General features: G+C 50.5%; 10 protein-coding genes. 8 read left to right on the top strand and 2 right to left on the bottom strand.

Annotation, left to right across the window (positions count from 1 at the left end):
- Positions 1–330 precede the first annotated feature (330 nt).
- From mog to O3C43_21305, 8 genes are all read left to right on the top strand, one after another.
- Positions 331–858, top strand: a complete 528-nt coding sequence (gene mog / locus O3C43_21270; GenBank protein MDA1069025.1) for a molybdopterin adenylyltransferase — start codon at positions 331–333, stop codon at positions 856–858.
- Between the two features lie 579 nt (positions 859–1,437).
- The gene (locus O3C43_21275) at positions 1,438–2,430 is read left to right on the top strand and encodes a MoxR family ATPase (GenBank protein ID MDA1069026.1); all 993 of its coding nucleotides are present in this window, start codon (positions 1,438–1,440) and stop codon (positions 2,428–2,430) included.
- Positions 2,431–2,440: 10 nt separating this feature from the next.
- Positions 2,441–3,343, top strand: a complete 903-nt coding sequence (locus O3C43_21280) for a DUF58 domain-containing protein (GenBank protein MDA1069027.1) — start codon at positions 2,441–2,443, stop codon at positions 3,341–3,343.
- Positions 3,344–5,311, top strand: coding sequence for a BatA domain-containing protein (locus O3C43_21285; GenBank protein MDA1069028.1), 1,968 nt, complete (start codon positions 3,344–3,346; stop codon positions 5,309–5,311). It begins immediately after the preceding gene.
- A gap of 1 nt (position 5,312) precedes the next feature.
- Positions 5,313–8,450: a hypothetical protein gene (locus O3C43_21290; GenBank protein ID MDA1069029.1), complete on the top strand. Its 3,138-nt coding sequence runs from the start codon at positions 5,313–5,315 to the stop codon at positions 8,448–8,450.
- Positions 8,451–8,456: 6 nt separating this feature from the next.
- The gene (locus O3C43_21295) at positions 8,457–10,631 is read left to right on the top strand and encodes a VWA domain-containing protein (GenBank protein ID MDA1069030.1); all 2,175 of its coding nucleotides are present in this window, start codon (positions 8,457–8,459) and stop codon (positions 10,629–10,631) included.
- Positions 10,628–12,142, top strand: a complete 1,515-nt coding sequence (locus tag O3C43_21300; protein MDA1069031.1) for a HEAT repeat domain-containing protein — start codon at positions 10,628–10,630, stop codon at positions 12,140–12,142. The genes O3C43_21295 and O3C43_21300 overlap by 4 nt, the downstream gene beginning before the upstream one ends.
- Positions 12,142–13,155: a DUF4159 domain-containing protein gene (locus tag O3C43_21305; protein ID MDA1069032.1), complete on the top strand. Its 1,014-nt coding sequence runs from the start codon at positions 12,142–12,144 to the stop codon at positions 13,153–13,155. Before O3C43_21300 ends, O3C43_21305 begins: the two co-directional genes overlap by 1 nt.
- Before the next feature lie 75 nt (positions 13,156–13,230).
- Here the strand turns inward: O3C43_21305 and O3C43_21310 are convergent, their stop codons facing one another.
- Together O3C43_21310 and O3C43_21315 are read right to left on the bottom strand one after the other, a co-directional pair.
- Complete coding sequence (locus tag O3C43_21310; GenBank protein MDA1069033.1) at positions 13,231–14,148, bottom strand: carbon-nitrogen hydrolase family protein; 918 nt, start codon at positions 14,146–14,148, stop codon at positions 13,231–13,233.
- 98 nt (positions 14,149–14,246) lie between these two features.
- On the bottom strand, positions 14,247–15,077 hold an 831-nt coding region (locus O3C43_21315; protein MDA1069034.1), incomplete at its 5' end, for a GNAT family N-acetyltransferase.

Raw genomic sequence — 15,077 nt, forward strand, 5'->3', positions numbered from 1 at the left:
TCTACCAGCGTGAAAAAGAATCATCCTGCCCGCAGGCCAAAGCACTTGAAAACTTGATAATTGACTATTGACCCTATCTCTCTCTTCAAAAAAAGGAGATACTGCGTCCGAGAATTTCGCTAAACGATTGGCGAGGCTTTTACCAGACAAGTTGAAGGCAAAAGCTGACTTGGATGTGGAAGCTTGGTTAAAAGAACGTGCCTTTGATCCTAAGAATTTCGTTTTGGAATAGGTTTCGTTTCTCTATAAAGTTCGTAGCGAGTTGAGGGTGGAAAATTTGAACACTATTCCTTTATTGCTCTGCACAGGTTGCTACCTATCTTAACCGCCATGATAAAAATTGGCGTCATCAATGTGTCGGATCGGGCGAGTCAGGGGATCTATGAAGACATCCCGGGGAAGGAAGCGGTTCGCTTGTTGCGGAAATATCTAACATCGGACTTCGAGCCGGTCTATAGGGTGATTCCTGACGAACAGGATCAACTTGAAGAGACGATGAAGTTTCTGGCAGATGAAGCAGGTTGTTGCCTGGTGATCACTACCGGCGGCACCGGCCCTGCCGTCCGCGATGTCACGCCGGAAGCGACGGAGGCCGTTTGTGAGAAAATGCTTCCCGGTTTTGGCGAGGCTATGCGGATGGAATCGCTGAAAATTGTGCCGACGGCTATTCTCTCTCGTCAAACGGCGGGGACACGTGGCCGCTGTTTGATAGTGAATCTACCGGGGAAACCCAAGGCGATCGAAGAGTGCCTGCAGATCATTTTTCCGGCGATCCCTTACTGTATTGATTTGTTGGGTGGTCCGCATCTCGAGTCGGATCCATCGGTGATGAAGATATTCAGACCCAAAGCCAAGTGAGGGGCGTTCCTCACCGGATGGGTGCAAGGAAGTGGGGGGAGATAGTTTTTTGTTTGGGGTTCTTTTTCCAGGAGGTGAATCTTTGGTGATACAGGTGCCCCAATCCTTGGCCCGATTTGCCGAGTGGGTCTCATTTGCAATCGAACTGTAGGAGCGGCTTTACGCCGCGATTTTAGTAGACCGTTCAATAATTAGAGATCTGCTCGATGTTCTAAAATTCCAGGTAGTGGTAATCCTGATTTGTCACGATTCCTCTCCACCTACATGTCCCAAAGCAATCGCGAGATAAACTCGCTCCTACAGTTCAGTGAATCGCACCTATTCGGTGGAGCGACCTTCCCACTACGCCTTGCAGGCTTCGAGGGACACCGTGGTCGCGATCCGTAGACAAAGAAAATCTCTTTCGCCAGCAAGCTGGCTTCTACACTCGAAAACACCCTGAATATGCCCTCGAATCATCCAAAAATTATTTGTAAGTTTCGTTCGCATTCGGGAAACGAATCATCAAACGTTGGGTCTACTGGTTTTTGGTCCTTCCACCAGTTTCTAGCCCTAAGCATTCTTAATTAGTAAATCTATATGAGCGAATCCAACGAATCCGAGATTCTCAGTAACATTAAAAACGCCCGCGAGCGGATCTCTGCCGAACTTAGCAAGGTAATTATCGGCCAGGAAACCATCATCGAGCAGATGATAGTTGGCCTGATGGCTCGAGGTCATGCGCTCTTGACCGGTGTTCCCGGCTTGGGAAAAACGCTCCTCGTAAAATCGATTGCGCAGACGTTCTCGCTTTCGTTCAAGCGTATCCAGTTTACCCCGGACCTGATGCCTGCCGACATTCTCGGAACTGAGGTGGTAGAAGAAGATAAAACCACCGGGAAACGACATTTCCGCTTTGTCCAGGGTCCGATCTTCGCAAACATGGTTTTGGCCGATGAAATTAACCGTACTCCGCCCAAGACGCAGGCTGCGCTGCTTGAAGCGATGGAAGAGCGGCAGGTGACTGCAGCTGGACAAACCTTTCAGCTGGAACCTCCTTTCTTTGTTCTGGCCACGCAAAATCCGATTGAGCTCGAGGGAACCTATCCGCTACCTGAAGCGCAGCTCGATCGCTTTCTTTTGAATGTGGTAATGGATTATTTGCCACTAGCTGATGAGATCCGCATGGTCACCGAGACCACTGCCATCCAGAAGGAAACGCCTCAACCGGTATTTTCTGCTCAAGAGATTCTCGATATTCAAAACTGGGTCCGCCAGGTGCCGGTTTCAGAACATGTGGTAAGTTATGCGGTTCGGTTGGCGAGTGCGACCAGACCAAGTGTGGATTCATCGCCTGACTTTATTAAGGATCAAATCAAATGGGGTGCCGGATCTCGTGCTTCCCAAGCACTCATACTCGCCGGAAAAGCCCGGGCGTTACTCAACGGTCGCTACGCTGTTGCGGTTGAAGATGTTCAAGCGCTGGCGATTCCCGTGCTTCGCCATCGTATGATTCCCAATTTCCATGCTGAGGCCGAAGGGATCACTTCTGACTCTGTGATCCAGCGTCTTCTGGAAACAATTAAAGAATAACGACCGTTCCATGGCCGTTGCCTATAAAGATTTTTTAGATCCTGCGCATCTCACGCGCATCGAGAACTATGCCTTGATGGCCAAAACGGCCGTCGAAGGATTTCTTTCAGGTATGCACCGCTCAGTTTTCCACGGCTTCGGCACCGAGTTTCTCCAATACCGCAATTACGTTCCCGGTGAAGACCTGAAATACCTCGATTGGAAAGTCTACGCGAAACGTGACGAATTGGTAACCAAGGTTTACCAGGAAGAGACCTCGATGAACTGTTACTTTGTGGTGGATGCGAGTGCTTCCCACCACTACCAGGGTGAGCGGGCTGCTTGCACGAAATTGCGCTATGCCTGCATGATCGCGGCCAGTCTGGCTTATCTGGCAACCCGCCAGGGCGACAACATTTCTTTGTTTGCCTACCAGGATTCGATTGTTGAAGCCTTGGAGCCCGGTCATAGGACTGGACAGCTTCATCGTTTCCTCCAGGCACTTACCCGGCTGAAACCCGAAGGGCAGGCCAACCACGAGCGCTTGCTCAAATCGATGACTCACCATATGCGGAGTCGGGGGTTGGTCGTTTATCTTTCCGATATGCTTGAAGCTGAAGAGACGCTTCCGCGGATGCTGCAGAGTCTACGGTTCCAACACTGCGATGTGCTGGCCCTTCAAATACTCGATCCCGACGAACGCGACCTTCCCCACGGTTACCCTGTCCGCTATATCGATTCGGAAACTGAAAAAGTAGTAATCGCTTCAGCCGATGCCATTCGTGGGGATTACGAAAAATCCATGGCGCAATTTATGGATGACTTAAAAAACGGATACCGTCGTGCACAGGTGGATTATAAGCCCTTGCTTACGACCGATCACCTCGGTCACGCCCTCAGCCAGTATCTTCATCACCGGGAGTCCCTCGCCTAAATGCTCAATTTTGGAAACAGTCTTTTTCTTTTTGCTCTGGCTGGGTTGGCCGTGCCGATTTTGCTTCACTTGATCAATCGGGAGTTAGCGGTGAATCTAAAATTTCCTTCCATCCGATTCATTGACCGTTCCCAATTACCCAGGCGAGAGAAACGGAAACTCCGTGACCTACTTTTGCTTGCTCTCCGGCTTCTGCTTTTTGCAGCTATCGTATTCGCTTTTGCCAAGCCAGTTTGGGTGACACCGCTTACCACCGTTGCAGAAGGAACTACCTTGCAGCAAACCATCTACCTGGTGGACGCTTCCTCAAGCATGGCTCGGGGAAATCAATGGCAAGCGGCCAAGTCGGCGCTTCGTAACGATCTGGCGAATACCGATGCAATCGAAGTCGGGCTCGTCGTCTATGCCGATCGAGTGCTGACCCAAATTCCTCCTGCTGCTGATCACGTGCCGATTGAAAATTTTATCCAGGATCTTCAGCCATCCTTTTCAGCCGGCAATCCAGGCACGGCTATCGAAACCGCCGTTGGTTTATTTAACCCGGAAGCGAAAAGTCGGTTGGTACTAATTTCCGACTTCCAGGAAACCGATTGGCAGCGAGACCTTCCTGGTGTGCCGGAAGATATGGAGTTAATTTTCCTGGGAACCGAAGAAAATGATTCTCCGAATGTAGGTATCGCGAACGTGAACACCGTGCCTGTCGGCAAGAATCAGGCCCGTGTTTTAGTTACGGTGCGCAACCATAGCGCGGAAGCACAAACGGTTCCCGTCACCCTAACAGGCGAATCCGGTTCGGAGGAAAAGCTGCTCAATCTTTCGGCCGGTCAACTGGGCAATGTCAGCTTTACCGTGGACGTCGAGGAGCCACGTGCGATGACCGCAAGCCTGCCGGCCGATAATTTTAATCGAGATAACAGCTGGCACTTTTGGATCGCGCCACCGCCGGTGGTTCGTGTCTACGCATTTCTTCCGAATCTGGATGAACCTCAAGCGGTCAACGCATTTTACTTTTTCCAAACGGCATTGGAAGTGGAGTCCGACACGGATTGGGTGCGTTTTGAAGTTACTGCTCTCGACCGGGGATTTTTTGAAGGGTCTCTTCTTGAAGAAGCCGATGTGTTGGTCATCCCTGCAGCTGGGGCCTTTTTGCGGGATGATCAATGGGATGACCTCAAAGCCTATTTGGACCAAGGGCGCACCGCCATCATGCTTCCGGGGGAGGCTTTCCCTCGCCAGTTTCGTTCTCTGGAGCGCAGCGGTATGATGGCATCGCGATTCCTAGGCTTGGCAGGAAATACCAATGAACGGCAGACGCCCTATCACTTAGGATCGATCAATCCTTCAAGCCGCCTGTCCCAAACCTTTGCAGACGCTGCCTCCAAGGATCTATTTTTAGTAAACGTTTACCGCTATGTTCGTCTACAAGCCAGCGACCTGGATACCACGCTCATTGCTTTTGAAAATGGTGAACCGGCTTTACTTGGCTTGGCCGTAGGGCAGGGGACGCTCTACGCCAGCACCTTCGCATTCGATACGTCCTGGACGGATCTTCCTCTGAGGAATTCCTTTCTTCCTTTAGTGCGCGAACTTGTCCAGGAAGGCTTTAATACCGACCGTCTTCGCCGCCAGTTTTTTGTGGAAGAAACACAAACGCTAGCTGAGCCAGTTGCCGAGCCAGGCACTTTCGAGTTGGACGGTCAGTATTGGGAAGTAAATATGAACCCGAGTGAGTCCGTCGCTGGCAAGGTCGATACCGATCAATGGCTACCTGCGCTTCTTTCGCAAAAACCGCTCTATGCCAACGCCGTCCCTGGTGCCGGGACTTTACCCGGCGACACGGGGCCTAAAACAGAGCTTTGGCCCTGGTTGCTAATGATTGCTCTTATTTGTATTTTAATAGAATCTCTTCTTACAGGAATCAAAGACACCGCCCAACCTTCATCTTTGGGAAGACCCAATCCCGTTTAATATGACCGTCGTAGTTTCACAATTGAAACCCATTGCTTACCGGCTGCTGCTCTTGCGCCTGGCCGGGTGGGTGGCTTTTTGCCTGATTGGAACGGGGATCGCGTTTGGTGTTCTCGAGGTTCTGGAGAAGCTGTTTGTTTTTAAGGAAACTACCGCATTTTTTCTCAACGTAATCGTCCTGGGAATTGCCGGGGTGGTTACTTTGGCCGGATTGTTTCGCCTATATAAAAACCAGCCAAAGTTAATGGCGTTGTCCAATCGCGTTGAGCAGGCTCATCCCGAGCTCATGGACAGTCTCAATGCGGCGGTGGAAGTAGCGAACATTCCTCTGGCCAAGAGAACCACGATCGAAAGGCTCCTGATTGAGTCCGTGGCAGAAAAAACAGCCTCCTACGATTTGGAGAAACTGCTAATTCCTAGACACCTACGATTCTATTCCCTTTCCGGTCTATTTATAGTGGGGTTGTTTTTAATCGGGTTCGCTCACTTTTTCGACGTGTCGCAGAAATTCCGGTACCAATTGGGGGATTGGGTGCGTGGTGAATCGACTGCGTTTTACGTTACTCCGCATCCACTGGAAGTTGCCCGGGGTGAAGATTTACCAGTTCTCATAAGTCCACGACGATGGGACAAACAATGTGTGATCGAGTTTAAAGAAAATGGTGAACTTGTTTCTTTCCCCATGAATTCTGCCGGGGAGGGTCGTTCCGATTTCGTGTTCTACGACGCCGTCGAAGACTTTCAATTCCGGGTGCAGACAAATTCCCTGACCTCTCCCTGGTATTCGGTGCTGGTTTACGATCCTCCGGTTATTGACGTATTTCAGCTTCTCATCGAACCACCCGCATACTCGGGTTATGAATCCGAATCTCACGATTCTCTTAAAGATCTTGAGCTGTTGGAAGGTACGCGTCTGTCCTTTGATCTGGTGGGCGAATCCATCAGTGAACTAAGCGTTGAGTTTGGAGAGGATGCCCTGCCGCTTCAGATGAATGACGCGGGCACCTTTGGATTTGATATTCGGGCAGATGAATCATCTTCCTTACGATTTGTCATGTTCAATAAAACCGGGCATCGGGCGCAGACTAAAACGGTCCAGCTCAAAGTATTGCCCGACGAAAGCCCGGTCCTCGAGTGGATCGAACCGGGCAAAGACATTACTGTAAAACCCGAAGACGTTGTTCCGCTCGAACTATTTGCAGCTGACGATTTTGGTCTTAAAGCAGTTATCCTCAATTTATCCATTTCCGGGACACGCCAAAAATCAATTGTCTTGCACGAGGGAGATTCCGAGCGCGAGTCAGGCGCGATAGAATTAAACCTTTACGATTCCCTGGATCTTTTTGAACTCGAAGTTCTCGACGGCGACGTCATTTCCTACTCGGCGACGGCAATGGACAATAAGGAGCCCGAGCCCAACATTGTTCGGTCCGAAGTTTTCTTTATTGAGGTTCGCGTTGCCAAAGAGCCAATCGAGCTTGAGGGCATGGATGGGGAAGGCGAAACGCAAGAGGTTGACGTTCGTGCCCTGGTAATCGAACTGAAGAAAATCATTCGCGATACGTATGCCGCCCTGGGTCTTCCGCCCGATGAAAACCAGTTTGCGAATCAGGAAATTGGAACGCAGCTTGCCTCACTCAGAACCGTAATTGAGGCAGTCATGGTTCAGGCGGCCCCGATTCTTACGCAACAAGGGCAGGATCATTTGATGGAGTTTCTAATTCGTGCCCGAGAAGGCATGGAAAAGGCGGAAACCATGATCAACAGTAACGCGACCGACCTTGCTATTTCACCCGAGGAGCAAGCACTGGCCGAGTTGGTATCCTTCGAGGCCGAATTGAGCCGCAACCAATCGAAATCCGAGAGTGAGAGCCAATCTGAATCGGATGGAGAATCGCAAGGTCAGCCACCACCTGAAGGTCAGGAGAGTAAAGACCCGAGCGAAGCACCCAATTTTGCTGAACTTCCAGAAGCACTGGACGACCTGAACTCTTTGATTGATCGCCAAAGCGACCTGAACAACGAGATCGATCGCGCCAAACGGCGGAACGCGACCAAGGAAGAGCTGGCGGAGCTTGCCGAACAACAAGCTGAAATGTCTAAAGATGCGGTTGAGATGCGCGACCAATTGCAACGATTGATGCCTGGATCACCCGCGGCCCCGGCCGTCGACCAAGCCGCTGGAGAAATGGCTCAAGGAGCTGGGCAGCTGAAGGAAGGACAACCCGGTCTCGCACAGGGAAGTGGCCAACGTGCGCAACAAGGATTGATGAATGCTGCGACTTTGCTCGAACAAGGGATCAACCAGGTTGCCGCCCAAATGATGGAAGGCCTAGCCGGCCAGGGCCAACAATTGGCCTCCCGTCAAAGCCAGGCTGCCGACCAGAGTCGCCAAGCTGAAGCAGGGGAATTAAATGATGAGGAACGCGCTGAGCTCAAAGGCCAGCAAGAGGGTATTTCCGAAGATTTTGAAGAATGGCAAGAGCGTCTCGGACAAACCGCCAATCAATTAAGGGAACAATTCCCGGAGGCCGCGTCAGCCTTGGACGGCATTGCGGAACAGGCGGAAGAGGAAAATGTGGAAGGCCAGATGTCGCGGGCAGAAAACGCCTTGCATTACCAACGCTACGGCCGGGCAGCTCCGGTGCAGGATGAGTTGGCCCAGGCTTTGGATAGTCTGGCGGAAGGTATTGAAGAATCGGCTTCGCAAATGCCACAACTGGCGGATTCTGCCGTGCGTGAGGCGTTGGCAGAATTACAGGAGGCACGCCAGAATCTGCAAGCTATGCAAGCCGAAGGTGAATCTCCCGAGGGGCAACAGCGCCTGGAAGCCATGCGTGGTCAGGTCAGCGGAATGTTGTCGGATCTGGCGAGTCGTTTGGATGATCCACGACTACAGGAATTTTCCGGCGAGTTGAATATGGAAGAGAAGGATCCGAAAAACTGGTCTGGTACTGTGCGGGCTACTGATGAAGCACTCGGTAAAGCCGGGCAAGTATTGCTTGAGCGCTTGCGTTCTTCTATCCGTGAGTTGCAACTGGATATGTTACGCCAATCGAGCGATCCGCCCGAGCAGTATCGCTCACAGGTTGAAAAGTATTTCGAGCAACTAGCAGAGGAAGGTGCCGGGAATTCCTGATAGATAATGCATTTCGATCTTCCATTTTCGATTGGGTTAATCCTTCTCCTTGTCGTGTTCGCGGGAGCAGCTCTGGCGTGGAGTGTCTTGCGTTTGCACACCTGGATTCCCGCTCGTTACCGAATTACCATGGGTGCACTTCGGGCAGCAGCGTTACTTGCCATATTTCTTGCCTTAACGAATCCGTATTTTGTGAAAGAAGATCCGGATCCGGAAGCGTTTGAACTGGTGGTCCTGGCTGATGCATCCGCGAGTATGGAAACTCCCGATACGCAAAGATCTGCCAACCGGGCGGACGTTGTTCGATCCATGATCTCTTTTGAAGAGAAAGAAAATTTGTTCACGGGCCCTTTAGCGGAATACCCGGTCAACCCTTATCTATTTCAGGAAACGATATTGCCTTGGAGGCTCGGTGGCACTTACGAACTTGGCGGGCAAAGCGCTTTGGCTGACAGCCTTCTTCAGGTCCTCAAACAAAGCCAGGATCGCGGTCGCTCTTTGGGTGGAGTTCTGTTGATTTCCGATGGTCATGAAAATTCTGGTACGCTCCTGATCGAAGCTGCCCGACAATTCCGCGATGCTGAAATACCCGTATCGGTCATCGGAGTCGGAGAAAATGCGCCTCCGGGCGACATCAGCATTCACTTTACCGATTCTCAACTTGAAGCGGAAGTCGGCGAGATGGTTACGGTCAAGGGAAAGGTAGCCAATGCGTTTAATACCGAAAAGACCGTAACGGTTCAGCTGTTCCGAGGCGGTGAGTGGGTTGAAGACCGGGTGGTTACTTTAGACTCCGGCGAGGAAAAAACGGTTATTTTTGAAGACCGCGCTGAGTATGCCGGGGTTCGAACTTATAGGCTGAAAGTGGAACCACTGGTGGAAGATACCAATCCGGCTTCCGATGTGGATTTTGCTACGATTGAGATCAAGAAACCGGACGAATATAAACTCCTCTATCTTGGGTCTCAGTTGCATTGGGAATTTCGTTTTCTCAAACAAGCCCTCAAGGGCGATCCGCGTTTCCTTCTTGATAGTTTCATCAGGACGGGTCCCAAATCCTACCTGCAGAATCGTGCTGTGGACGATGCACCCACGCCGCTGAGTGAGCTTCCCCAAGATCCTGCTTATTATTTCGAATACGATGCACTTATTGTGGATACACGGCTCACTCCTTTGTTGAGCGAAGAAATTCTTCAAGCACTCCGTAATGTCGTCACACGTCGCGGAGCAGGGCTTCTTGCGCTTGGCCCGATGGATAAGTCACCCAAGGCACTCACTTCCATGTTACCGGTCAAAGAGGCGGAAGCTATTATATACAAGGACAAGCGTTATCTGGAACTGGAAGCCGATCCCGTTTTTACTGGAAACAAGGGCGGTTCACTCTTTCAAAACCCAGGGCCTTTTTTGCCGGAGAATACGCCGATTTATTTAGGTACCACTATCAGTCGGGGTGGTCGAACTTCGGCGATGACCAAAGGGCGTGAAAATCCTATTTTGGTTGTTCAGGCATTTGGTGCTGGGAGCACTGCTTACCTGGGCACTGAAAACACCTGGCGCTGGCGGATGGAGTCGGACAAGGGAAAAGAGCAGCACGGTTTATTTTGGCGTCAGCTTTTATTTTGGTTGGCCAGTGGAGGAAAGGACCGGCTTGATATGCCGTTGCAGGGAACGGTTCAATCGCTCGACAGTGAGGTCGATCTGGACCTGAAAGTGCGTGCTCAGGATTTTGGTGCAGAATCCGAAGCCCGCGTTACCGCCTTTGTGGAAAAGCCAAGTGGAGAAAGATCCGATGTGCTGCTCAATCCTTCTCTCACAATGCCCGGACGTTATGAAGCCGATTTTAAGGCGAACGAGCCCGGTGAATTTCATGTGCGCTACTCGGTTGAATATGCCGATGGGGAACTGCTCGAACAAGATGCATTTTTTGCGGTTTCTCCTACGGGTCCTGAATTATCGGACACGTCATTCAAGGAATCTCTGCTGCGTGATGTCGCCAGGTTAACCGGGGGCACATACACCTCCTACCGCGATTGGCGATCCATTGATGACATTCCGTTGGCAGACCATATCCCGGTGGTACAACATCGTGTTTATTGGGCGCACAGCTGGCCCTACTTTATCGTACTTGCTTTATTTTTGTTAAGTGAATGGTACCGGCGGAGGATATTGGGGTTGAAATGAGTACCTCCACAAAACCTTTATTTTTGGGATTCCTTCTCATGCTCTTGAGCGTAGGGAGTGGTTCAATGTTGGGACAGGTTCCAGCAAATGAAGCTCCGTCCGAATCTTCCACGCGTGCAGAAACGATCGATAGAGCATTGAATGATCTAGGTTCCAACAACGTGGATACCCGAGTTGGCTCTATTATGCTGCTTAGCAAATATCAAGATCAACGGGCGCTCAACGGAGTGGCACAGGGACTGCGCGATCCGCATGTGCGTGTTCGCAGGGCTGCCCTGGTATCCATGATTGAAATTCAAGCATCCATGCCGCCTCAGGCAGTGGAACCGATTATCATGCTGTTGGGTGATGAGGACGCGGAGATACGGCGCATGGTATCCTCCAGCTTGGGGATGATGATCAATTTGTGGAATACCTACAATCGTGGGATTCAACTCATTCCTGTTCCCCAAAGTATGCCCTTGGCAATCAGGCAACGATTCCTGAATGCGTTTCTCGATGAAGACGTGGTCGTTCGTCGGAACATGTTGAGTTATTACTTTTTTCTGGGTATCCAACTCCCAGAGACGATTTTGATTTCCCTGCTACAAAACGAAGATGACATGGTTCGACTAGAAGCCTTGAGACTCAGCGTGCGCATCATTCGTTTTGCCACAGTTATGAAACAAGCGGAAACGCTGTCGGTTGACCCAGTTAAAAGCATCCGGCTTCTCTTCACCAATATGTTGGGTGATAATCGAACTCCCGGTGCAAGGGAGTGGTTGGAGCTTCTGCTGAAAGATGCGGATACAGAAGTTGTTCATGAGGCGGAATTATCTCTGTTTCGAATGGGCCCGACTTTCGATAGTGCAAGGCGTCTGACCGACTTGGTGTTGACGGGTCAATTTAATGAGGAGCAGGGGAAAACATTTATCCAGACGCTTGCGATTCTTGGAGAACGTTCGCAATCCCTGATTGATCGTTTGCTCGAATCCGATAACCCCAGCTACCGCCTGGAAGCCTTGCGGATTTATCTGGGTTATGCCGATTTGCGTAAGGATACAAAGAAGATTTTGGTGTTAGCCAATGATAAGTCCGAGCGTGTGCGATCGCAGGTACTCAATTTCCTGCGATCCAGCCGTGACAGAGTTCCGACCCAGTTGGTAGAGGGGCTTTCTTATGCACGCGATTCAAGCGTGAGGGAAACCGGTCTTACGCTAACACGGTATTTCTCCAATGAAGATGCGGAACCCTTGCTTTTCGATTTTCTAATCGATGAAGAGGCGCGTCTTCGGATGATGGCAATTGATGAGCTTGTTCGCAGAGAGGCATCGGATATCCGCGAAACCCTTCACCTTTCATTGGAGGATAGCGATTGGCTTATCCAGCGCCGGGCGGTTACTCATCTGATTGGCTTTAATGATCCTGAAGAGCTTAACTACCTTAAGGCGAAGGTTGAAAAAGATCCGAAAAACTCCTTATCCCTTTACATAAAAGACCAGATGCTTAAACGACTGGGAGTTCAATTGTGATGCGTGTAATAAACAGAGTGATATTTTTGGCTTGTTTGTGCTTCCTGGGCCAACCGTTATTTTCTGTAGTGGAAATCGGGGATGAAAAAGCCGAGCAAGCACTGCCACCCAAGGAAGTTCCCTACATCAAAGTAGTTCAACTTATCCAGGGCGACGCGATGCAACGGCAGTATGCGGATGCGTTGCCTAGTTTGTTGGAAGAGATCCGGACACGAACTACCCTGAACGTGGATCCTTTCCCCATCTATATTGATTCGTTCGAGGATGAGATCATTTTTAAGCATCCGGTTCTGTATGTGAATTTTGCCGACCGGACTGATTGGGTCTTAAGTGCCGGCGAAGTAAAAAACCTCAAAGCGTTTATCGAGCGCGGCGGATTTTTATTTCTTGATGCAGGTATTAACGCTTCGTTTTTACGTGGGAACTCGCGCTATGGTCAGATGCATAGTTTCGCTGACTGGGAAGTTTCCCCGGAGGTCGATGTTGCTTTGAAACAAGTGTTTCCGGATAAACGTTTTGAACCGCTTCCTCGCAGTGACGCCTTTTTCAAGTCTTATTACGCAGGATTGCCCGATGCTTCAGCGCTTCCGGAAGCGATCCGTGAGTTCATAATAAACGAGAAGTGGCCGCAGGGAACCTATTCTTCAATGGTCCTAAAACACGACGACCGGGTCGCGGTCATGGCCATGCCCATCATGGCCATGGGTTGGGGGAAATCCGAATTTGGGCAATGGACCACACGCATTGGATTCCGCGTTCGGGAAGGCGCGGAAGGTTTATCCGAACGACTCAGCGAAGCGGCCTATGGCGGAGAAAGCTATGAGACAACGCGTGAGGATGGACTCTCCGATGTTATTTACTGCGAAACTCCCGGTACTCCAGCCTGGGTCGAAGAACCTGACGGTGACTGGCGTGTGTTCCGCTATTACCACAGCCAGGAAATCAGTGACTATGCCCACACCTTTTACACCCGGCTCGGTGTGAATATGTTTGTGTATATTTTCAGTCAGTAGCTGGGAAAACCATTCCTGCAACCTGGATTGCCCAGCACCGGCTTAACGAAGAGTGAATTCTCACGGAAAATCCGGCTATTCCTCCTGTTCCCTGACCAAAGATAGCGGAAGGCTTTCCTCCTCGTTCAATTCGGACAACTCGTTTTTCCCTTTATAGCGGTACTCGAAAAGGTCTTTTCTCCGATCCAACCGCTGCCTGACGCTTCCCGAGGCCCGGGAGCGATACAGGTCATTAATATCCAGATCTGTCACCAGTAGCATTTCGACATTACTGTCGGCCTCGGCTTGAATGCCATCCCGTGCGAATTCGAAATCATTGGGCGTAAACACTCCGGCACGACCGTAGTGAATATCCATGGCTGCTACACTGGGGAGGTTTCCAATCACCCCCGCAGTAACGACAAAAACCTGGTTTTCCACGGCGCGTGCCTGGGAGCATATGCGTACCCGTTGATAGCCTGGCCGGTCATCCGTGCAGAAGGGCACAAAAATAATCTCTGCCCCTTGGTCCGCCAGGTAACGAGCCGCTTCGGGAAATTCGCTATCGTAACAAATGAGGACACCTACCCTAGCTTTGGGTGTATTGATTACGTGAAGGGTATCTCCTCCGGTGATTCCCCAATACTTGACCTCGCCAGGAGTGATATGGAGCTTGGGTTGCAAAACGAAGCTTCCGTCTGGAGAGAAAACCGGACAGACGTTGTAGATGGAGTTGCCACGTCGCATCGGATGGCTTCCTGCCACGATGTGAAGGCCATACTCGGTCGCCATGCGGCTCATGAGACTCATAAACTCTTCCTCAAGGTCGGCCAATCGTTCTATGCCATCAAGGGCGGGCAGGTTTTTAAGCTTATCCTGTGAAAGTAGTTGAACGGAAAATAGCTCGGGAAAAACCACGAAGTCTGCACGGTAGTCATGGGCGGTTTCCACAAAATATTCCACCTGTGCCTCGAAGTCGCTAAATTCGTTTACTTTGCGTACCTGGTATTGCACACAGGCCACACGCACTTTCCGCGTATCTTCCTCGACTGGAACATAGTCAGGGTTGAGCCATTCAATCAGGGAAGCGTTATTATGACTGCTGGGGTCGGTTATGTAGTTGTGCAGTATACCTCTGACAACAAACCTTCCCGTAGTTGAAAGCTGAGCACCAGGTCGCGAATCTGTTCGATTTCGACGGCTCGCACATATTCTTCAGGGCTCATCTGTTTGGCATGCTCTTTATACCCATGCAGTCTTCCGCCTGCTAATATCCGGCGTAAGTTTCTTTGTTTGCAGAGGTTACGACGGGCTTCGTAAAGGATGGAACCAATGCCAATTCCCCGGATATCGGGATCCACATATACATCAGCGCCATAAAGAGTATCTCCATCCGAAACATGGTTATGAAAATATCCACCATCGGTAATCCCTGAATAGGTGTGGGCGCGATATGGATTCAAACCCAGATTTACGATGAGTGAGGCCACTGCTCCAACCACTATGCCGTTCAGTTCCGCAACTATCTGCCCTTCCGGAAATACTTTCTGGTGGGCGGCCAAGTGTCCACGCGTCCAGACAACGTTCTCTTCAGCCATGACCGGATAGGATTTCTTATTGAGCTCTACCAGGACGGCTATGTCCTCGGTTGTCGCCAATCGCAGTTTAACAGTTCCTTTTGGAGTTTCGTGGTAAATCGGTTGCATAGGATATTTTAACGTAAAGGATTTATAGTGGGGAATCGCTTCATGCATGGCGAGATTCAAAGTAGAGAATGTAGTGAGTACGGAGAATCCGGACGTTACTTTCCAATTCTTTCTACCTGTATTTCGAGTAGGTTTGCATTGCCTGAGTTCAACATCTCTTGCAAGATACTGAGCCTGCCCCGAAAAATGGGAGACATGTTGTGCTAAACAATGCATAAAATGAGAACAATGAGTCAA

The organism is Verrucomicrobiota bacterium, from assembly GCA_027622555.1.
Taxonomy (GTDB): Bacteria; Verrucomicrobiota; Verrucomicrobiia; order Opitutales; family UBA2995; genus UBA2995.

Bases quoted from the DNA above. Each gene is read 5' to 3' on its own strand.
- O3C43_21285 (MDA1069028.1), top strand. From the start codon at position 3,344: ATGCTCAATTTTGGAAACAGTCTTTTTCTTTTTGCTCTGGCTGGGTTG.
- O3C43_21300 (MDA1069031.1), top strand. From the start codon at position 10,628: ATGAGTACCTCCACAAAACCTTTATTTTTGGGATTCCTTCTCATGCTC.
- O3C43_21305 (MDA1069032.1), top strand. From the start codon at position 12,142: ATGCGTGTAATAAACAGAGTGATATTTTTGGCTTGTTTGTGCTTCCTG.
- O3C43_21275 (MDA1069026.1), top strand. From the start codon at position 1,438: ATGAGCGAATCCAACGAATCCGAGATTCTCAGTAACATTAAAAACGCC.
- O3C43_21295 (MDA1069030.1), top strand. From the start codon at position 8,457: ATGCATTTCGATCTTCCATTTTCGATTGGGTTAATCCTTCTCCTTGTC.
- O3C43_21280 (MDA1069027.1), top strand. From the start codon at position 2,441: ATGGCCGTTGCCTATAAAGATTTTTTAGATCCTGCGCATCTCACGCGC.
- O3C43_21290 (MDA1069029.1), top strand. From the start codon at position 5,313: ATGACCGTCGTAGTTTCACAATTGAAACCCATTGCTTACCGGCTGCTG.
- mog (MDA1069025.1), top strand. From the start codon at position 331: ATGATAAAAATTGGCGTCATCAATGTGTCGGATCGGGCGAGTCAGGGG.